Annotated in this window: 14 protein-coding genes and 1 tRNA gene; 4 read left to right on the top strand and 11 right to left on the bottom strand. The window is 29.5% G+C overall.

What is annotated here, in order from left to right:
• Positions 1–14 precede the first annotated feature (14 nt).
• Both EI71_RS07585 and mgtE read right to left on the bottom strand, forming a co-directional pair.
• Positions 15–788 carry a hypothetical protein gene (locus EI71_RS07585; RefSeq protein WP_119016655.1) on the bottom strand — a complete coding sequence of 258 codons (774 nt, stop codon included), beginning with the start codon at positions 786–788 and terminating at the stop codon, positions 15–17.
• Positions 789–805: 17 nt separating this feature from the next.
• Positions 806–2,212, bottom strand: a complete 1,407-nt coding sequence (mgtE, locus tag EI71_RS07580; protein WP_119016654.1) for a magnesium transporter — start codon at positions 2,210–2,212, stop codon at positions 806–808.
• 168 nt (positions 2,213–2,380) lie between these two features.
• On the opposite strand from mgtE, the gene EI71_RS07575 reads away from it, so the two are divergent.
• From EI71_RS07575 to EI71_RS07565, 3 genes are all read left to right on the top strand, one after another.
• Positions 2,381–2,457: transfer RNA gene (locus EI71_RS07575), tRNA-Arg, on the top strand.
• A gap of 105 nt (positions 2,458–2,562) precedes the next feature.
• On the top strand, positions 2,563–3,363 hold the full coding sequence (locus EI71_RS07570) for a GNAT family N-acetyltransferase (protein ID WP_162849874.1): 801 nt from the start codon (positions 2,563–2,565) through the stop codon (positions 3,361–3,363).
• Between the two features lie 51 nt (positions 3,364–3,414).
• A complete protein-coding gene (locus tag EI71_RS07565; RefSeq protein ID WP_119016652.1) occupies positions 3,415–4,323 on the top strand; it encodes an APC family permease in 909 nt (302 codons plus the stop codon).
• Between the two features lie 21 nt (positions 4,324–4,344).
• On the opposite strand, the gene EI71_RS07560 is transcribed toward EI71_RS07565, so the two are convergent.
• A complete protein-coding gene (locus EI71_RS07560) occupies positions 4,345–4,671 on the bottom strand; it encodes a hypothetical protein (protein WP_119016651.1) in 327 nt (108 codons plus the stop codon).
• Positions 4,672–4,789: 118 nt separating this feature from the next.
• On the opposite strand from EI71_RS07560, the gene EI71_RS07555 reads away from it, so the two are divergent.
• Positions 4,790–5,857, top strand: a complete 1,068-nt coding sequence (locus EI71_RS07555) for a branched-chain amino acid aminotransferase (protein WP_119016650.1) — start codon at positions 4,790–4,792, stop codon at positions 5,855–5,857.
• Between the two features lie 56 nt (positions 5,858–5,913).
• Here the strand turns inward: EI71_RS07555 and EI71_RS07550 are convergent, their stop codons facing one another.
• The 8 genes from EI71_RS07550 to EI71_RS07515 form a co-directional block, all read right to left on the bottom strand.
• Positions 5,914–8,805, bottom strand: coding sequence for an insulinase family protein (locus EI71_RS07550; protein ID WP_162849873.1), 2,892 nt, complete (start codon positions 8,803–8,805; stop codon positions 5,914–5,916).
• Positions 8,806–9,714: 909 nt separating this feature from the next.
• A complete protein-coding gene (locus tag EI71_RS07545) occupies positions 9,715–9,993 on the bottom strand; it encodes a hypothetical protein (RefSeq protein ID WP_211321075.1) in 279 nt (92 codons plus the stop codon).
• Between the two features lie 101 nt (positions 9,994–10,094).
• Positions 10,095–10,604 (bottom strand): YbjN domain-containing protein, encoded by a 510-nt coding sequence (locus EI71_RS07540; RefSeq protein WP_119016647.1) that lies wholly within the window; start codon positions 10,602–10,604, stop codon positions 10,095–10,097.
• Position 10,605: 1 nt separating this feature from the next.
• A complete protein-coding gene (locus EI71_RS07535; RefSeq protein ID WP_119016646.1) occupies positions 10,606–13,269 on the bottom strand; it encodes an ATP-binding protein in 2,664 nt (887 codons plus the stop codon).
• Between the two features lies 1 nt (position 13,270).
• Positions 13,271–14,326: a metallophosphoesterase family protein gene (locus tag EI71_RS07530; RefSeq protein WP_162849872.1), complete on the bottom strand. Its 1,056-nt coding sequence runs from the start codon at positions 14,324–14,326 to the stop codon at positions 13,271–13,273.
• A gap of 114 nt (positions 14,327–14,440) precedes the next feature.
• Entirely contained in the window at positions 14,441–15,637 is a 1,197-nt protein-coding gene (locus tag EI71_RS07525; RefSeq protein ID WP_119016644.1) for a hypothetical protein, read from the bottom strand.
• A gap of 15 nt (positions 15,638–15,652) precedes the next feature.
• Positions 15,653–16,306 (bottom strand): HAD-IA family hydrolase, encoded by a 654-nt coding sequence (locus tag EI71_RS07520; protein WP_162849871.1) that lies wholly within the window; start codon positions 16,304–16,306, stop codon positions 15,653–15,655.
• A 130-nt stretch (positions 16,307–16,436) separates the two neighbouring features.
• Positions 16,437–17,570 carry an FprA family A-type flavoprotein gene (locus EI71_RS07515; protein ID WP_119016642.1) on the bottom strand — a complete coding sequence of 378 codons (1,134 nt, stop codon included), beginning with the start codon at positions 17,568–17,570 and terminating at the stop codon, positions 16,437–16,439.
• Between the last annotated feature and the right edge of the window lie 381 nt (positions 17,571–17,951).

Raw genomic sequence — 17,951 nt, 5'->3', positions numbered from 1 at the left:
AAATAAAAACAGGCCTAAGCCTGTTTAATTAATTCATTTAATGTAATATCCTTACCGAAGACATTTAAAAAATCATTATGTAATTTCTTATTATCACTTAATAATCTATTGTAATTTGTTTTTAAATTTGCATCCTCTTCAGCAATAGTCATATCATCTTGGAATACTCCTCTTTTTACAAAAGGATAAGACTTTTGACGCTTGTTGAATTCCGCACCAATATTCTTACGAACATCATAATAATACTGGCTAATTTTAGCAAATATATCTTCTGGATATTCTACTTCCTTAAATACATCCTTATTTAGCTCATATGCCTCTTTAAAGCCTTTATAATTATTTTCATAATAGAAGGCCTTTAGCTTTTCATAAGCAAGCTTTTCATCATCTGTAACTAAAGCTTTTACTACAGGATGGTTTTCAGCAATAAATTTTTGATACATTTCTTCAAATTCTTTATTTTCTTCAGGAGTTAAATCACCCTGATGCTGCACTACAATATGAGCAATCTCATGCTTTTTCTTCATATTCTCAAGCTCTTGAGTATAGCCCTTCTTAAAATCATCATATACCTTTTCTGTATCAAAGGAAGGATCTTGCTTCTTTCCATTTAGGCAAGATACTAATAGGCCATTTTCAACCTCATAATATCTAACCTTTTGTAATAATTCATAAAAATGATCATTGTACTTATAATCTAATAAGACACAATCCTTTAAAAATTTTTCATAATTGTAAATGATTAAGGCAAATTCATCCTTCATCTCTAAAAATTCTTGTTTATTCATAAATCCTCCAATTTAGCCTAAGCGCCTACTCCAAGTATCTGGAAGAATAATAATGCAGCTAAGCCATAATAAATTAATAATGCGGTAACATCGTTGATAGTTGTAATAAATGGTCCTGATGCAACGGCTGGGTCAATCTTAACCTTATAAAAGATAATTGGAATTACAGAACCAACCAAAGATGACACTGTCATCGCAATAAGAAGTGAAATACTTACAATTCCTGATGCAGTTAATGCTTGAATAACATTATATTCTGTATCCTTTACTATACCCTTTTTAAATATAAATAAGTAAAGCATAACAAAGCCAAAGGAAATTGTAGCTAAGATAATACCATTTAATATACCTGTACAGAATTCCTTAAATATTGTTTTTGCAATCTTTTTACCTGTTACATCATTTGTAGAAATCATACGAATAGTAACGGACAAAGACTGTGTACCTGCGTTACCTGCCATATCCAAAACTAATGTTTGGAAGAATGCAATAATTGCAAGGACTGCAACTACCTCTTCAAAATTAGCCATGGAAAATGAAATTAGTAAGTCTAGTAATAATAATACAGAAAGCCATGGGATACGCTTTTTAACTGATGCGAATGGAGATTCGTCTAAATCCTCTTCTTGGGTCAAACCACCGAGCTTAGCGTAATCCTCACCCATCTCTTCGTCCATTGCCTCTTGAACGTCATCGTGGGTGATAGCACCAATAAGCTTACCATTTTCATCCAAAATTGGATAAGATGGAAGAGCATATTCTCTCATTTGAACCAAACAATCCTCAACCTTATCGGTTGCTTTAAAGGATGGATAGTTTTGTTTTACGATTGTACCTAAGTCAATTCCTTCTCTTGCAACAATTAAATCACGAAGCTCAATAACTCCAACTAGCTTATCTTGAATATCAACAACATAAATATTAGATACATTGTCATTATCTGCAGCTTCCGCAACAACTCGCTTCATTGCAGTTTTAACAGAGTTTGTTACTAAGATGCTTACATAGTTATTTGTCATCTTTGAACCAATTTCATCATCATCATATTTTAAGATGTCTTGGATATCCTCTTTTGCTTCTGGTTCCATTAAGTTGACGATTTCTTTTCTGTCCTCTTCATCAAGCTCTTCTAGTACGTCAATGGCATCGTCGGCATCCATCTTTTCGATGACATCGGCAGCCTCTGCAGGCTCCATGGATGAAATTTGATCTTCAATATCTTCTGTATAAAGTAAAACCTCACCGAAGATTTCATCACCTAAAATTCTATGAAGCTCATTTCTTTGTTCTTCATCTAAATCATCGAGCATATCTGCAATATCATTTTCATGGTATTGTAATAATTCACTCTTCTTTTCCTCATCGGATAAGGTCGATGATGATAGTATTTGTTTTAACTCATCAATATAGTCACGTTCTGCCATAAAAAATACCCCCTTATCATTCTATGATATTTTATCACAAAAGCTACTAAAAAGGGAATAGTAAACAACAAAAGAAAAAAAATAAAAAAGCACTTGAAATGGTTTTATTCTTGTTATATAATGAATGGGCGTTATGAAAAAAACGCATAATATCAGGCAACATTAAATCTGCTGGTAGCTCAGCTGGATAGAGCAACGGCCTTCTAAGCCGTGGGTCGAAGGTTCGAATCCTTTCCGGCAGGCCAGTCTGATATTCCAAGGCATTGTAAAATGCCTTTTTTTCTTTTTTCTAGCAATAGTTCTTTAATCGTACTATAATAATAGAAATATATGAAATGGGGTGTTTTAGTATGATTAAAGTTTATCTTGATGGAGATTCTTTCATTTTAGAAAATAAAGAATTCTTGGATTTAAATAAATATATGAGCAGTCTTATTTATTTAGATGCAAATGCAATGAATGAAACAAATAAAACAAATTATATTATTAAATCAGAAATTAATAATAAGAAATTAATTGGAATTAAACTAGAACCATTTAATTTATTATTATATGGGGATAGGGAATGCTTAGATGAGTTATTAAAATTCATTAATGAAAATGAATATGAGCTAAAGGGAGTAATGTGCCCGACCATCTTAGGGGATTCTTTAATTCCAATTTCAAAGGATATATTAAATAAAGAATATACCCTTGTAATTGGAATGGATTTTATGGAAGCAAATGAATATACAATGGAATCTTCTTCTTTAGTTTCTTCTGCTTCTTTAAATGATTTAGATGAAATTTATAATATGACATTAAGATTCATCAAAGATTGTGGACTAAATGATGTTCCAAATAAAGATAAAATGGCATTAAATATTAAAAATTATAGAATCATTAAAATAAATGATGAAATTAGAGCTATGGCTGCATATTCTAAGGATACCGATTCTTCTTATAGGATTACTCATGTATATACAAAGGATGAATATAGAGGAAATGGATATGCGAAGCTGATTGTGAATAATTTAAAAAATGAAATACTATCCTTAGGTAAAATAGCAACATTAAATGTAGATCAAAAAAATCCAATTAGTAATCATATTTATAAATCTATTGGTTTTAAAAGGGTATTCTCTCAAGGAATATATGAATTAAAAAACTAATTCTTTATTTTGATGATTCTTTTGATATAATAACTTCTAGAGGTATTAGTTATGAAATATAGTGATTATGCAGAAGGCTTAGGCTTTATAAAAAATAAAAGTATATATGTAATGGAATATGAAGGATTTCAAATATATCTTAAGGATTGGCAATATATGGTATTATCTATTCCATCCTTCTTTATTCCACTTGATCATCCACTGGATAAAGCTTCAATTAAGGATATCCAATTTGAAGCATTAAATAATGCTTGTGCAGCCGTATCCTTAGGGGAGTCTATGGATACTTTGGTTGTGACATTACCAGAAGGTAATAAACAAAAAGATAAAACAAAAGAGACCATCAAAGAAATGATTGAAAATGTAGTTAAATATTTAAAAGAAAATAATTATGGTCCAATGGAAAATTGTCCTGTATGTAAAAATAAGGGAGAATATCAAGCATTCGGTAGTAACTATTGTCCTATGCATTTGGAATGTAGAAATAAATATTTAGATGCATTAAAGAATAAAGTAAATGAAAATAAAGGCTTTAATATTAAATATGTTTTAGCTATTATCTATGTAATATTAGGTATTGGAATTGGTTTAATTACACCTATTTTATTAACCATTTATTTACATGATTATTTTACAGGAGTATTAGCATTAATTCCTATTCTTGCAACATTAGGATTATGGTTAAGCCATGCTCCAAATAAAAAATGGCTTAAGATTACTGTAGGTGCATTAGTATTTATTAGTGTAGTTACATTCCTATTCATTTCTATACCATATATGGCATCATTCAAGGAAGAAACAGATATCTTCTCTTATATGTTTAAAAATGGATGGCCAGGATTCAGAAAAGCATTATTTGGTGGTATTTTAGCATTTGGTGGCTTTGGTGGTGCAAAATTCTTAGATAAATTTAAAAAGGATTATTCTAAAGAATTAGAAGCATTTAAAGAAAATGAATAAAGGGCGAATTCAATCGCCCTTTTATTCTTCTTCTCTTTCTAAATAATCCTCTTCTTTTTCTTCTTTTTTTACTTTAGTTTTATTATTCTTAGTCTTTTCTTCTTTTTTGTTAAATAATAAAAAGAAAATAATTTCTATTAAGGTAAATGCTAAAATCCCTAGAATAACAATAAATTGATATTCATTTAAGAAGAATCCCCAAATACCAAAGCCAATATCAAATGAAGAAATAACTATTGTTGCAATACCAAATAGCTTTTTCTTTCTTTTTATTAATGAATATGAACCATAATAAGCAAGTAATAAGCCTATTACAATTGCTGTAATATTATAAAATATAATTTCCATATAAAAATAACCTCGCAAATATTATATATCATTTTTTCATTTTTCAAAATATTATATTTAAAAAGAAAATAAATAGGCGTATAATTAATATAAGTTTTAAAAAAAGGAGAAATTATTTATGCTAGATATTAAGATTACTAAAATTGAAACTCCTAAGGCAAAGCCTACAGGAGCATTAGGCTTTGGAAAGTATTTTACAGACCATATGTTTATGATGGATTTTGATGAAGGAATAGGATGGCATGACGCAAGAATTATCCCTTATGGACCAATCCCTATGTCCCCTGCATCTAGTGCCCTACATTATGGAGCTGAAATTTTTGAAGGAATGAAGGCTTATCTTACAAAGGAAGGTAAGGTACAGCTATTCCGTCCATATGAAAACGCGAAAAGATTAAATTCTTCTGCAGAAAGATTATGCTTACCAGAATTACCTGTAGAAGATTTTGTTGAGGCTGTTACAACACTTGTTAACCTAGATAGAGATTGGGTTCCAACAGAGCCAGGTACATCTTTATATGTTCGTCCATTTATGATTGGTGATGATCATTCCTTAGGTGTTCATGGCGTACACCATGCAATATTTATGGTAATTTTATCTCCAGTAGGCTCTTATTATAAAGAAGGCTTAAACCCTGTTTCTATTTTAATTGAAAGAGACGATGTTAGAGTTGCAGGTAAGGGTGGTACAGGCTACACTAAGTGTGGTGGAAACTATGCTGCTTCTACTCGTGCTGGTAAGAAGGCTGAGCTTAAGGGATATTCACAGGTATTATGGCTTGATGCGGTAGAAAGAAAATACATTGAAGAAGTTGGTTCTATGAATGTAATGTTTAAGATTAATGGTGAAGTTGTTACTCCAGCATTAGTCGGTTCTATCTTACCTGGTATTACAAGAAAATCTTGTATTCAAATTTTACAGGAGGAAGGAATTCCTGTTTCAGAAAGACGTATTACAGTAGATGAATTATTAAAGGCTTTAGAAGATGGTACGCTTGAAGAAGCATGGGGTACTGGTACTGCTGCAGTCATTTCCCCAATTGGTAAATTCGTTGTTGATGGTAAAGAATTTGTTGTAAACAATGGCGAAATTGGCAAGGTTTCTCAGCATCTATATGATGAAATTACAGGTATTCAATCTGGTAAGATTAAAGATACTAGAGATTGGACTTTAGAGGTTAAGTAAGAAGCTCAAATGAGCTTCTTTTTTTGCGCAAATAAAAGAGTGTGCTATGCACACCCTTATTTGCTTAATGGACGAATCTCTTTAAACATGTCCTTTACTTCATTAATCTTATCTGTATTACCGATACAAGAAATTGTATAATCTGCCATAGCTTCCTTAAACATAGTACTGAAGCCTTTGATTTCTTCTTTTGTTATAGATAGAATTGCACTTCTATTTTTGCATCTTTCGCTATAGCTTAAGCCTCTTAAATAGAAGCTTCTTGCAGTATCTGCCTTATCTCTTACATGCATTACAGATTCCGAATTACCGATTGCACCAATCTTAAATTTAAGTAGCTGCTCATCACTTGGATTAAATTCTTCTACGAATCTATAAGAAGCATCGTATACATCATTTGTTTTCTTAATATTAGGGTCTCTATAGGATGTAAATCCAATATAGCCTGTTGGATCAATGGACATCATACATCCATATGCACCACCATGAACTCTAACTTGCATCCATAAGTAATCCATACTCATTGCATTATCTAAAACTAATAAGCCCCCATTATACTTATCAGTAAATTTACCAACTCTAGATACATAGTTTACATCAATTGGAGCAGTAAAGGCTTCATTTTTAACATTTTCCTTAAATTCTACTTTAGTATAAATATTCTTATCCTTAAGCTTTAAATAATACTCATTAAATAATAAAGATAAATGATTATAAAGCTCTTTATTACCTGTAAATCCATAAATCATATTCGCTTTAGAGAATATCTTATCTCTCATAGATACTAATCTATTCATAATATCATCTTTCTTAGTATCAAAATCCTTAACTAAGCTAGAAATGAAATCATTATAAGCAATACCTAATGTTAAATCTCTATCTAAGGAATATTCATCAATATAGGATAGGGCTCTTGTTAGAGCAACCTGATGACCTCTTTGAACAATACTCATATCTAGGTTAGTCTTTAGCTGACATAAATATTCAAATAATCTTTTTTCATCAGTATATTTAGTATCCTCTAACAATTCATATAATAGCTTAAATGCATCCCTAACATTTTCTTCAATTGCAGAAAATGAAGTATAAAAATACACTTTAGCCTCATGAGTTTCATAATGCTTAAGACAAGTAATACCACAAGCTAAGGAACCAAAATCATTTTGAATCTTTTGATTGATTTCCTTATAGTTCATTTTAGATGTAGATAATTGCTTAAATGTATCTACAAATAGCTGTGCATAAAGTAAATCTTCACTTTCCATGTGAGAAATATCAAAATACTGTTTTACATAAGCAATTCCATTCGTTGGATAATCACTAAATAAAACCTTAGGAGTAGAATCAATTACTTCTAATTTTAATTCCTCAGGATTTGGATTAATATCTTCTAAGGAAAGCTTTGGAAGCGTTGCAATAGCACTATCACTATCCTCTTCACTTTGATATTCCTTTAACTTCTTTGTAGCCTCTACTAATCCTTCTAATTCTTCTTTTGTTAAGGATTCTTTGAAATTTTTAAGCTTATCCTTTAATATGTTTTCTTTTTCTTCATTTACAGTATCACTAGGAATTAATTTAACATAAGCCTTATGATTATTATTTAGAATATATTTTGAAATAATATCTTCAAAATAACCATTATATAAGTCTTCCTTTAATTCCTTATAATACTTTAATACCTCAAGATAAGAAAAACAGTCCTTATCATCATATAGCCAGCTTGACATAACAGATAAACCAACATTTAATCCTTGAGGAGTTCTTGGGTTAAATGCTCTTTCTCTTGCTTGGAATTCCTGATGATTTAATAAAGATAATAAGGAATTCTTATCTAATCCATTTTCTACTATCTTTTTAAGCTCGCTATTAATAATTTCTATGAATCTTTCCTCATCCTCATCGCTTGCGTTTTGAGCAGTTATAGAAATACATGGCTGTAATACACCATCTTCAAAATAAGATGAAATATCCTTACCAATTTTTGCATCAATTAAAGCCTCTCTAAGTGGTGCACCAGGTACATCAAAAAGCGCAGTCACTAGGGTGGATGTTGCAATCATAAGCTTAACATCCTTATAGCTTGGGAATACAACATTATAAGTTAAGAAGGTCTTATCCTTCTTATCATCACCCTTTTCAATTGGATAATTATAAGAAACATATTTTGGCTTATCAAAAGGTTTCTCGAAAGTTAATCTTGTATCAAAATCAATTCTATTAAAATCCTTTAAATAAGCATTATCTAACCACTCTAATCTTTCTTCCATATCTAAATTACCATATAAAATAATATAGGAATTCGATGGATGATAAAATTTAGAGTGGAAATCCTTAAATACATGATAAGATAATTCAGGAATATATTTAGGGTCTCCACCAGATACAAAATGATATGCAGTATTTGGGAATAGTGCCTCTTGAATCTTATTATATAAAATAGTTGTAGGATCACTAAAAGCACCCTTCATTTCATTATATACTACACCATTAATTGTAATAGGATCATCAATATTCTCTAAATGATAATGCCAACCCTCTTGTTTGAATATTTCCTCATGCTCATAAATTCTAGGATAGAATACAGCATCCATATATACATGCATTAAGTTCTTAAAATCCTTAAGATTTTGACTTGCAACAGGGTATGCTGTTTTATCTGGGAATGTAAATGCATTTAAAAATGTATTTAATGAGCTTTTTAGTAACTCAACAAATGGGTCCTTAACAGGGAATGACTTTGAACCACATAATACAGAATGCTCTAGAATATGAGTTAAACCACAATCATTAATTGGTGGAGTTCTAAAAGCAATAGAAAATACCTTATTGTTATCATCATTTAAAATAGTGCAAATTCTTGCACCACTCTTATTATGCTCCAATAAGGTTACTTTAGATTGTATCTCATCAATATATCTTTCTTCAATTTTTGTATAATTCTTCATAAACATAACCTCACAAAATGTATTATATAATTCTAATGTTTCTATTTCAACAAATCGTTCTATAATTTATACGAATTTGTTTGAATATACCAATTTGTGAGAGAAAAGAGTAAATGATCTTGATTATGGTTTTGGTTTACATTCATTATAAATAAGTCTTAAAAAATATAATCTTGCGCAAAAAAGGCAGTAGTTCTAAACTGAACTATCGCCTTTCTGCCTCGGATTTGATAAATATACACAGCATCTTAACCTATACCAAATACTCTAAAACCGGCTGTAGACTTTATAATAATCTAAATATATTTTTTCATTAATATCTATAATAACATTTCCAGCCAAAAAAGTTCTTAAACTACTATATAAAGCTGCAAATTTCGATTTCGATATTTCAGAACTAATAATAGTATTTATACTGATTCCATTCATAAGAATAAGATACGTGTGATTGTTAATAATTAAGTACAACTTATTGTATTTGAAATTACATTTTAGTTTTAAAGAAAACAATTTAGCAATCTTCAATTTGTTTGAAACTGCCTTATAGCGAATCTGCCTTACAATAAACGCTCTAATAAAGCTTTTTTTTAATATAAATCCCTTTAAATTAAACCTTATAATCGAATCATTACATACACAAGAATATGAGTTATTTTCCGAATTAAATCTAATGTATCCTTCATTTTTTTCATTTCCTTGAATAAAATTTTCAATACTAATGATATTTTTATTTAAATCAATGTACTTTCTACATCTATGATAAAACCACATTCTAAAAAGCAAAAGCAAAATGCAAAAAATAACAAAAGGAATTATCGTGTATTGGTATAGTCCTAATGGAAATAAAATCAAAAAACTAGCAAGCGAAAAAAGCATAAGACTAAATAATATAATTGATATGGCCATATACTAAGAAATAAATTCCATTCCAAAATCTAATATGTATCCAATTCCGTCTTGCAAATTTTCATAGCCTAGTTCCTTATACAATTCTCTTATTATATTTTTCATCCCCATTTTTCCTACCTTTAAATGTCCAAAACGATTTTTTGTTAAATTGGCATTTATTTTACTATTCTTTGCAGATGAACATAAGTTAATTGTGACATTTAAAGAACCTATTTTGTGTGTAACACTCTCTTGGTAATTCCTTAATCCTTGGTTTAGGGTTACTGACATATTATTCATCTTCTTTCTATCGTATTATTTATTAATTATATCATACTTTTAAAATCATTAAAATACGATGAAATAAACATACACCCAATACACTGAAAAAGAACCACAATCTAGCGGTTCTTGTTCTTTAAAAGTTCCATAAGCTCTGCCATATCCTCTTCTATAGAGGTATCCTTATGAGCTTTTTCAAATTCATCATCAAAGGAGTCATAATCCTCTTTATAGATAGAATTATATAGATTCTCTATATATTCATAATCTAAATCCTTCATAGAGGTTAAGATAAAATCCATAGCTTGAATACAATTATCCTCTGTAACAAAGGTAGATGCTTTTACATATACTGTATCATCTAGCTTATCATAATATGCTTTTAATAATGTTGAATTTGAATTAATTGCATTTAAAGCCTCCGGAAGCAAATCGAATTCCTCTGGATTTGGAAGGGATACCATAAAGGATAATAGATTTAAGCTTCTATCTATTGTAAATGTAGCATTTAAATCAAAATCACTATAGGATATTTGAAATATAAAGGAGAATGTATCTTCATAGCTACTTTCTTCTACATCTACACCAATTTCATTAAAATAAGCTAAAATATCACCATCTAATATCATGCTATACCTGCTTATTTATCTTAATTGTTCTAGGCTTAACTGGCTTAGAATCCTCTTCTTGTTCTATTTTATTCTTTTTAATTACTATAGTCTTTTTTTGAGGTTCTATAGGACTTACATCCTTCTTTGTTACGCTAGTTGCATCATTTTTTCTAATTTGAGGTCGAACTGGAGTAGGCTTTACATCCATAGGATTTACTCTAGTTAAATCCTCAACAAGCTCATCCTCTAAGGATAATCTTTTTGGGCTTCTTACACTAATAGGCTTATTATTTTCCTTTAATGTATCCTCCCCTAGCATATCATTAACAGCCTTACGTATTGGAGTTGGCTTTTGGAAGATAGGACGCTGTAAGGCATCGGATGCTTCTTTTCTTTCTTTATCCTTAACGAATATTTCTCTTGATTTATGGCAAGCAAAATATACAATTTGATATTGTTTTGAAATTGTACGAATTAATGCTTTACATAATTCTAGCTTTTCATCATCAAAATTAACAAATGGATCATCTAAAATGATGAATGGCTTTTCTTGAGGATATAGACAGTCAATTAACGCAAGTCTCATACATAAGGATATAATATTTTGATATCCTCTAGAATAAGAATCAATACCCTTTAAGCCACCTTCTGTCATAAATTGGAAATTGAAGTTTACATCAATACTATAATCCTCTGTATCCTTTAATAATAAGGATATATATTTATTGACAGAATCCTTCATTGGCTTTACATACTTTTCAAGTAAGGAATTTTGAGAATGAGATAAATAATCCATAGATAGATTTAATAAGCGATATTCCTCTTCCATGATACGAATATCCACTTCAACATTTTCTCTTTCCGAATTATATTCATCAAGCATTGCAATCTCATTTTCATATTCAGAACACTTATTAAGTAAGGTAGTCTTTTGGCTATTTAAGCCATCAATCTTACCATCAATTTCAGCAATTTTTTGATTTAATTCTTCAATAGAGAAATTAGCATCATCAATAACATCTAATTGATTCTCTTCAATGAAATTCTTTAAAAGAGTAGTCTTTTCTTTTAATAATCCTTCAATTTCAGCCTTCTTACGTAAATGAGTATTTAACTCACCAATCTTTTCTTCATTTGTTACGGCAGTTGAAGATGAATTAAACTGACCTAAGAAATGCTGAATGGAATTATCAATTTCTTTAATCTTATTTTCTAGATCCTTATTTTCTCTTGAAATATCATTGAAATCATCCTGCGCATCCTTATATCTTTGAATATTTGCACGAACAATAAACATATTGTTTGTAAAATCAGAAGAATATAAGTGATATCTTGCGAAGAATTCTCTTAATTCTTCTTCAAGATGAATCTTTTCATAATCATAGGATTTTACCTGGCCACCAACCGCAAGTGCGTTATTGTGGCTATTATTTACTAAGAATGCAGCAAGTGCGCCAATATAGCCTAATACAGCTAGAATGGATATCGCAATACCTGCAATTTCAAAGCCTTGTTTTTCAATAAAGAATCCAACAACAAATAAGGATACACCAATAATGATTAGTAAGCTTGAAATAATTGTTAACGCAATACCAAGCTTTGGCTTTTTTCTTTCCTTTACAGAGGTATTATGAGCCTGCATAACACTTTTAATGTTATTGTATTTCATAATTTGATCTGTAATATGATCTAAAATCTCATCATCTGGAATTTCCGTTAGGTTTAAATCCTTTTCTAGCTTTTCAATTTTCAAAGAAGCTCTATTATTGCTCTTTTTTACCTCATATTGAGTTCTTAAGCTTTGTAATTCTTTATTCTTAGAACGATATAATAAAACCTCATCTTGGCTAATATCATGGCCATTGAATACTTTATTATTTTCATCTAATAAATTTTTAGTGTATTTGATATCCTCTTCATATTTAGCAACTACCTCAAGCTTAGCTCTTTTATCTTGGCTTTTAGTAAATCTTAAAATACGATTATTAATATCCTTCTTATCATTATTTAAAATATGAATTTGATCATTGATTTGGTCAATTTGATTTTGTAAGATTGGAAGTCCTTCCATTCTTTTATTAACCTCATCAATTTCATCTTCAATTTGAGCAAGCTCAACCTTCTTATCTACAATTAAACCCTTCTTTGAATTAAGCTTTAATTCCTTGGCTTTCTTTTGTAAGATTTCTAAGGCTTCTTCAAATGTTTGAGAATCATCTGTTCCACCAATTAGATTTGCAAGCTTTGCTTCAATATCGGAATTAAAACCATCTAAATCCTTTTGAGGAATAAATACACTTCTTTCAAAGGAGGCTTCATTTAAATTAAGAATAGCCTCACCAACATTTAAGCCAAACTTATCAATAGGAAGTCCAGTTTGTAAATCATATACCTTTTCTGTATCTAAGGATGGCTTGGCTGTTGAAAACTGACGTTCAATTCGATAATTTCTACCTTCTGCTTCCAAAATCAAATAGCCACCAAAGCTAGATACATTCTTCCATGGGGTATAGATTGTTCTTTCGCTTTTAGATAATCCATAAAGCATGGATTTAATAAATACAGTAAGAGTAGTTTTACCCCAACCATTTTCTTCATATAAAGAATTTAGGGTTGTTGAAAAATCAAAGGAGTAATCGGATAATTTACCGAAGTTATCTATATATAAACTAATTAGCTTCATATTAGATTTCCTCCTTCATTAAGGCTTTAATACCATATTCAATTACACGAATCTTATCATCCTCACTCAATTTAGAAGATAATACATTTCTTATGAATTCTCCCTTTAAGGAAATATCATTTTCATAATCCTTAGGATTAATTCTTAAGCGAGATTCATCAGAAACCTTCGCAAAATAATATTGCTGATTTAAGGATTGTTCTAATAGCTCATTTTGTTTAATCAAGCTTAAATCATAATTGCCAATTAATCTTACCCTAACCATATCCGATTGAGGTACATCTGTAAGCTTTAAATTGACATTTTTTCTAATTTCTAACCAAGAATCACAATTCGTAATATCTACTTTAATATCATGTAATATTCTTTTAGAAAAAGGAATAAATTTAGAAGATATCTTGCCTTCAGCTATCTCTAGTAGCATAAATCCTTTTGGTCCTTCTTCATCAAAGCCTCTACCTTCAAGGCATCCAGGATATACCCATACACCTCTATCATCTAGCTTACCCTTTTGGTATTTATGTAAATGACCTAAGGCTAAATAATCAATACTTCTTTCCTTTAACATAGAAAGCGGAATAGAATTCAAATTTGTAATATCTCCATGAAGCATTACAATATTTAATTTATTTCTATTTAAAACTAAATGATCGTATAAGGCAGGGGAGATACTTTCTCCACTAATGCCTGTAATATCTACTTCTGGTAAGGATATAGTTTCCCATCTATCTTGGAAAATATGTAAATTTGATGGCAATCCTATTGGATGCTCTGAAAACATATTTATATCATGATTTCCGTATATTAAAAAGAATTGAAGTTCTTTTGCTTCTTCAATAAGTCCAATAATATATTCTCTAGTTTTAGCTGAAATCTTTGGTCTATCAAATAAATCTCCAGAGATTAAAATCGCATCCACTAGATTGTTTTTGGCATAATTAATTAAATTGTCAAAGGAAAGTAATAATTCCCTTTTTCTTTCCTTTGCTTTAACAGGATCCAAATTCGTTTCAAGCCTTGAATCTAAATGTAAATCGGCGGTATGAATTATACGCATATGATCCCTCCTTAAAATAGTTACTATTATATATATTATATAATACTTCATTTAAAAAAACACTATGAAATAAAATGAAAAAGAGGAAAATACATTTCCTCCTATAAATTATATTTAGATAACCTCTCTTAGTCCAAGATTAGTTAAATATCTTCTAATTTCTTCTTTCTTTTTACCATAAATTACAATATGATGATTTCCTAAGCTAGAAGTTAAAAAATAAGATACATTACCATTTAAATGAATTACAATTTGACTTCTACAGCGGTCTTTTCTATATTCATTTTTAATAATTCTTCCTTCTTCTATATAGAATAATTCTAAACTAGAAGATATTTTTACAATAGTAATATCCTCTTCCTTTAATTCTCCATGTATACCAACACCTATACCAGATTCAAAATGAGTATCAAAGGTATAGCTTTCACACATCTTTAAAGGTAAGGTACAGTGAGCAAGGGTAAGCTCATTTTCAACAGGATCAATCCAATTTGGATTGGCTTGAAATGGTAAAGCTTTAAATTTATTTTCCAAAATAAACATAGTAAGAAGTGATGGAATATCACCCTCACAGGAGGCTGTAATTCCTAAATCATTAAATAAAGCTAAAGCTAAACAGGAGCTTGATTTTAATGCACTTAAAATATCAAAACAGCGTAAGGTAAAGCCAGCTAAATTATATTTATCTACAATATCCTTTAAGCCTAAATAAATACGATATGCCTTATCTAATTCCTTATGATCAAAGCTTGATTTAAAGCTATCATATGGAGCATTTTCATTATGCTTTTTGATTGCATCAATTACTTCTTCTTGATTGATATCAATTAGCTTTATCCTAAATATATCCATACACTTTTTATAATCTACATTCGATGATATTAACCAATCGCTTGGTACACCAAGTACTCCTAAATTATAAATAGTATCCTCCCTATATTTTTTTAAATCCTTAATTCTATTTGCGATATAGCTAATATCGCCATGTAATACTTCACCCTTTTTAGATTCATTTTTAATGAAGGATAAAATTTCTAAGCTTGCAGCTAAGGAATTATTAGCTCCATAGGTTAACAGATAATATGGTCCATTAAAAAATGGATAAATATCCTTTTTAAAGAATCCTTCAGATCCTCCGGTTTGAACTAGTATTAAGGATAATTCATCACTAGATAGCTCATCCACATTATCTATAATTTTAAATTCTTCTTTTAATATTTCTTCTAAGCCATTTAATAATTCCTTTGAATCCTTATCAATTGAATTATCCCCTTTAGATAATATACTTTTAATTGCATATACCTTAATCATTTTATATACCCCTATTTATAATAATTTTGATAGCTCATCCATACTCATATATGCCATAGAGTTTTTAATAAGCTCCTCTTTATTTTTAAAGTTAACTTCATCTTCAATTGCTATACAATCTACTCCATATTCTTTAGCGCCTAAGACATTAGATAAGGAATCATCTATCATTAAAATATTTTCTTTAGATAGATTATATTTATTTCTTACATATTCCATCGCAGTACCATCACTTTTAGATAAGGAATTATGTTTATATACAGAAATAACATCTAAAAAATAATCACTAATATGTAATGCTTCCATAGATAAGCTAATAATATCTATACCTGATGCAGATAATACAACAATTTTTTTATTTAATTTTTTTAATGCTTCAAGTATTTCTAATGCTCCCTTTTTTAAAGGAATCTTAGGATATACCATATCTACATAATTATCGATGCTTTCCTTTATTTCTTCTACACTCATAGGAATATTATATTCTTCTTTAACCACCTTAGCACAATAAATATCTTTAAATATAGGAATTCTTTCATCTAAATCCGCTTTAGGATTATATCCTAAATACTTGATATATGAGGAGGCTGAATACTTCCACATGGGCATAGAATCTATTAAGCAACCGTCATAATCTAATATATATAAATCATATTTTCTTAAGTCCATGATAACCTCCTTAGGAAGATTCATTATACATTAAATATTTTCTTAAAACAATATCTTTTATAAAGTACATTGTTATAAAGAAAATCCCTAGATAAAATTTATCATTTTATGAAGGGATTCTTAATTCTAATTATTTATTTAATTCACTCGCAAGTTCAATGATCTCTTTTTTATTTTCTTCTGTTAAAGCAGATTTAATTGTAATTGTTTTTTCAATAATTCTAATATTCTTAAAATTATTGATAATAAATTCTACGATTAGCTTTTTAGCCTGTGGTGCCCAAGAGCCATTTTCAATAATCGCAATAGTACGATTTTGATATCCTCTTTCCTTAAGTGCATGTAAAAAATCAAGCATTTTAGGGAAGATACCACTACAATATGTAGTTGTTGCTAAAACAAGATATTTGTTTTCAAATGCGCCTTCAATTGCTTCATGGAAATCATCTCTTGCTAAATCAAACATATCATAATCCTTTGTGATATTATCTTTAAGTAGATTTACAGCATTTCTTGTATTTCCATATACTGAAGTATAAGCAATAGTAACTGCATCTGCCTCAGGCTCATATTTACTCCAAATATCATATAATCTTATGTATTCATCGAGTGGAGCAGTTAATACTGGTCCATGAAGTGGACGAATAATTTCTAAATCTATAGATGGAAGCTTTTTAAATAAGTTTTGTACATTAACACCAAACTTACCAACAATACCAAAATAATATCTTCTTGCTTCACATGCCCAGCCCTCTGGGTCATCAAAATCAAGTGCACCAAATTTACCAAAGGCATCGGCACTATACAAGCACTTATCATATGAATCATAAGTCATCATAACCTCAGGCCAATGTACCATAGGTGCAAAAATGAAGGATAGATTATGCTTACCTAGAGATAGCTTATCTCCTTCTTTTACTAATACTTGCTTAAATGTAAACCCTGGGAAGAATTGATTAATCATTTTAAATGTAGTTTGATTACCTACAATTTCTATATTTGGATATTTATCCACTAAAGCCTTAATGGAAGCAGAATGATCTGGTTCCATATGATCTACGATTAAATAATCTGGTTTTCTACCGTCTAATGCTTTTTCCAAATTAGCTAAGAATTCATCTTTAAAATTGATGTCTACTGTATCCATAACAGCAATCTTTTCATCTAAAATAAGATAGCTATTATAGCTTACACCCTCAGGAACAACAAACTGACCTTCAAATAAATCAATTTTTCTATCGTTAACGCCAATATATTTTACCATTTCTTCTACCTCTTTTTCTTTAGTTTATATCTTTATTATAACATAAGAAAAGTAAGAATAAAGATGGGTTTTATAAAATATAAATTTCAGAACAAAAAGATGATGAAATTTCTTCATCATCCTTAATTCCTTTAAAAGAATTATATTGCATACCCGTATTTAGGATTTAACTACCCAAAATTTAGGATAAAGACAATATTTTTGACCAATTAATAATTTATATATAAATTATTAAAAAAGTTGAAAATATTTTTTTATTATGCTATAATATAGGTAGTTAAGGTAGTTATTATTCGGAGGACCTTTTTATGATCTATTTTTTAAAGAAATCTACTCCTTCTAAAAAGGGGCTTTATCTTCAAATCTATTCTAATTATTATG

Source organism: Anaeroplasma bactoclasticum, from assembly GCF_003550015.1.
Taxonomy (GTDB): Bacteria; Bacillota_I; Bacilli_A; order Acholeplasmatales; family Anaeroplasmataceae; genus Anaeroplasma; species Anaeroplasma bactoclasticum.
This window is presented reverse-complemented; position numbering and strand designations above follow the sequence as displayed.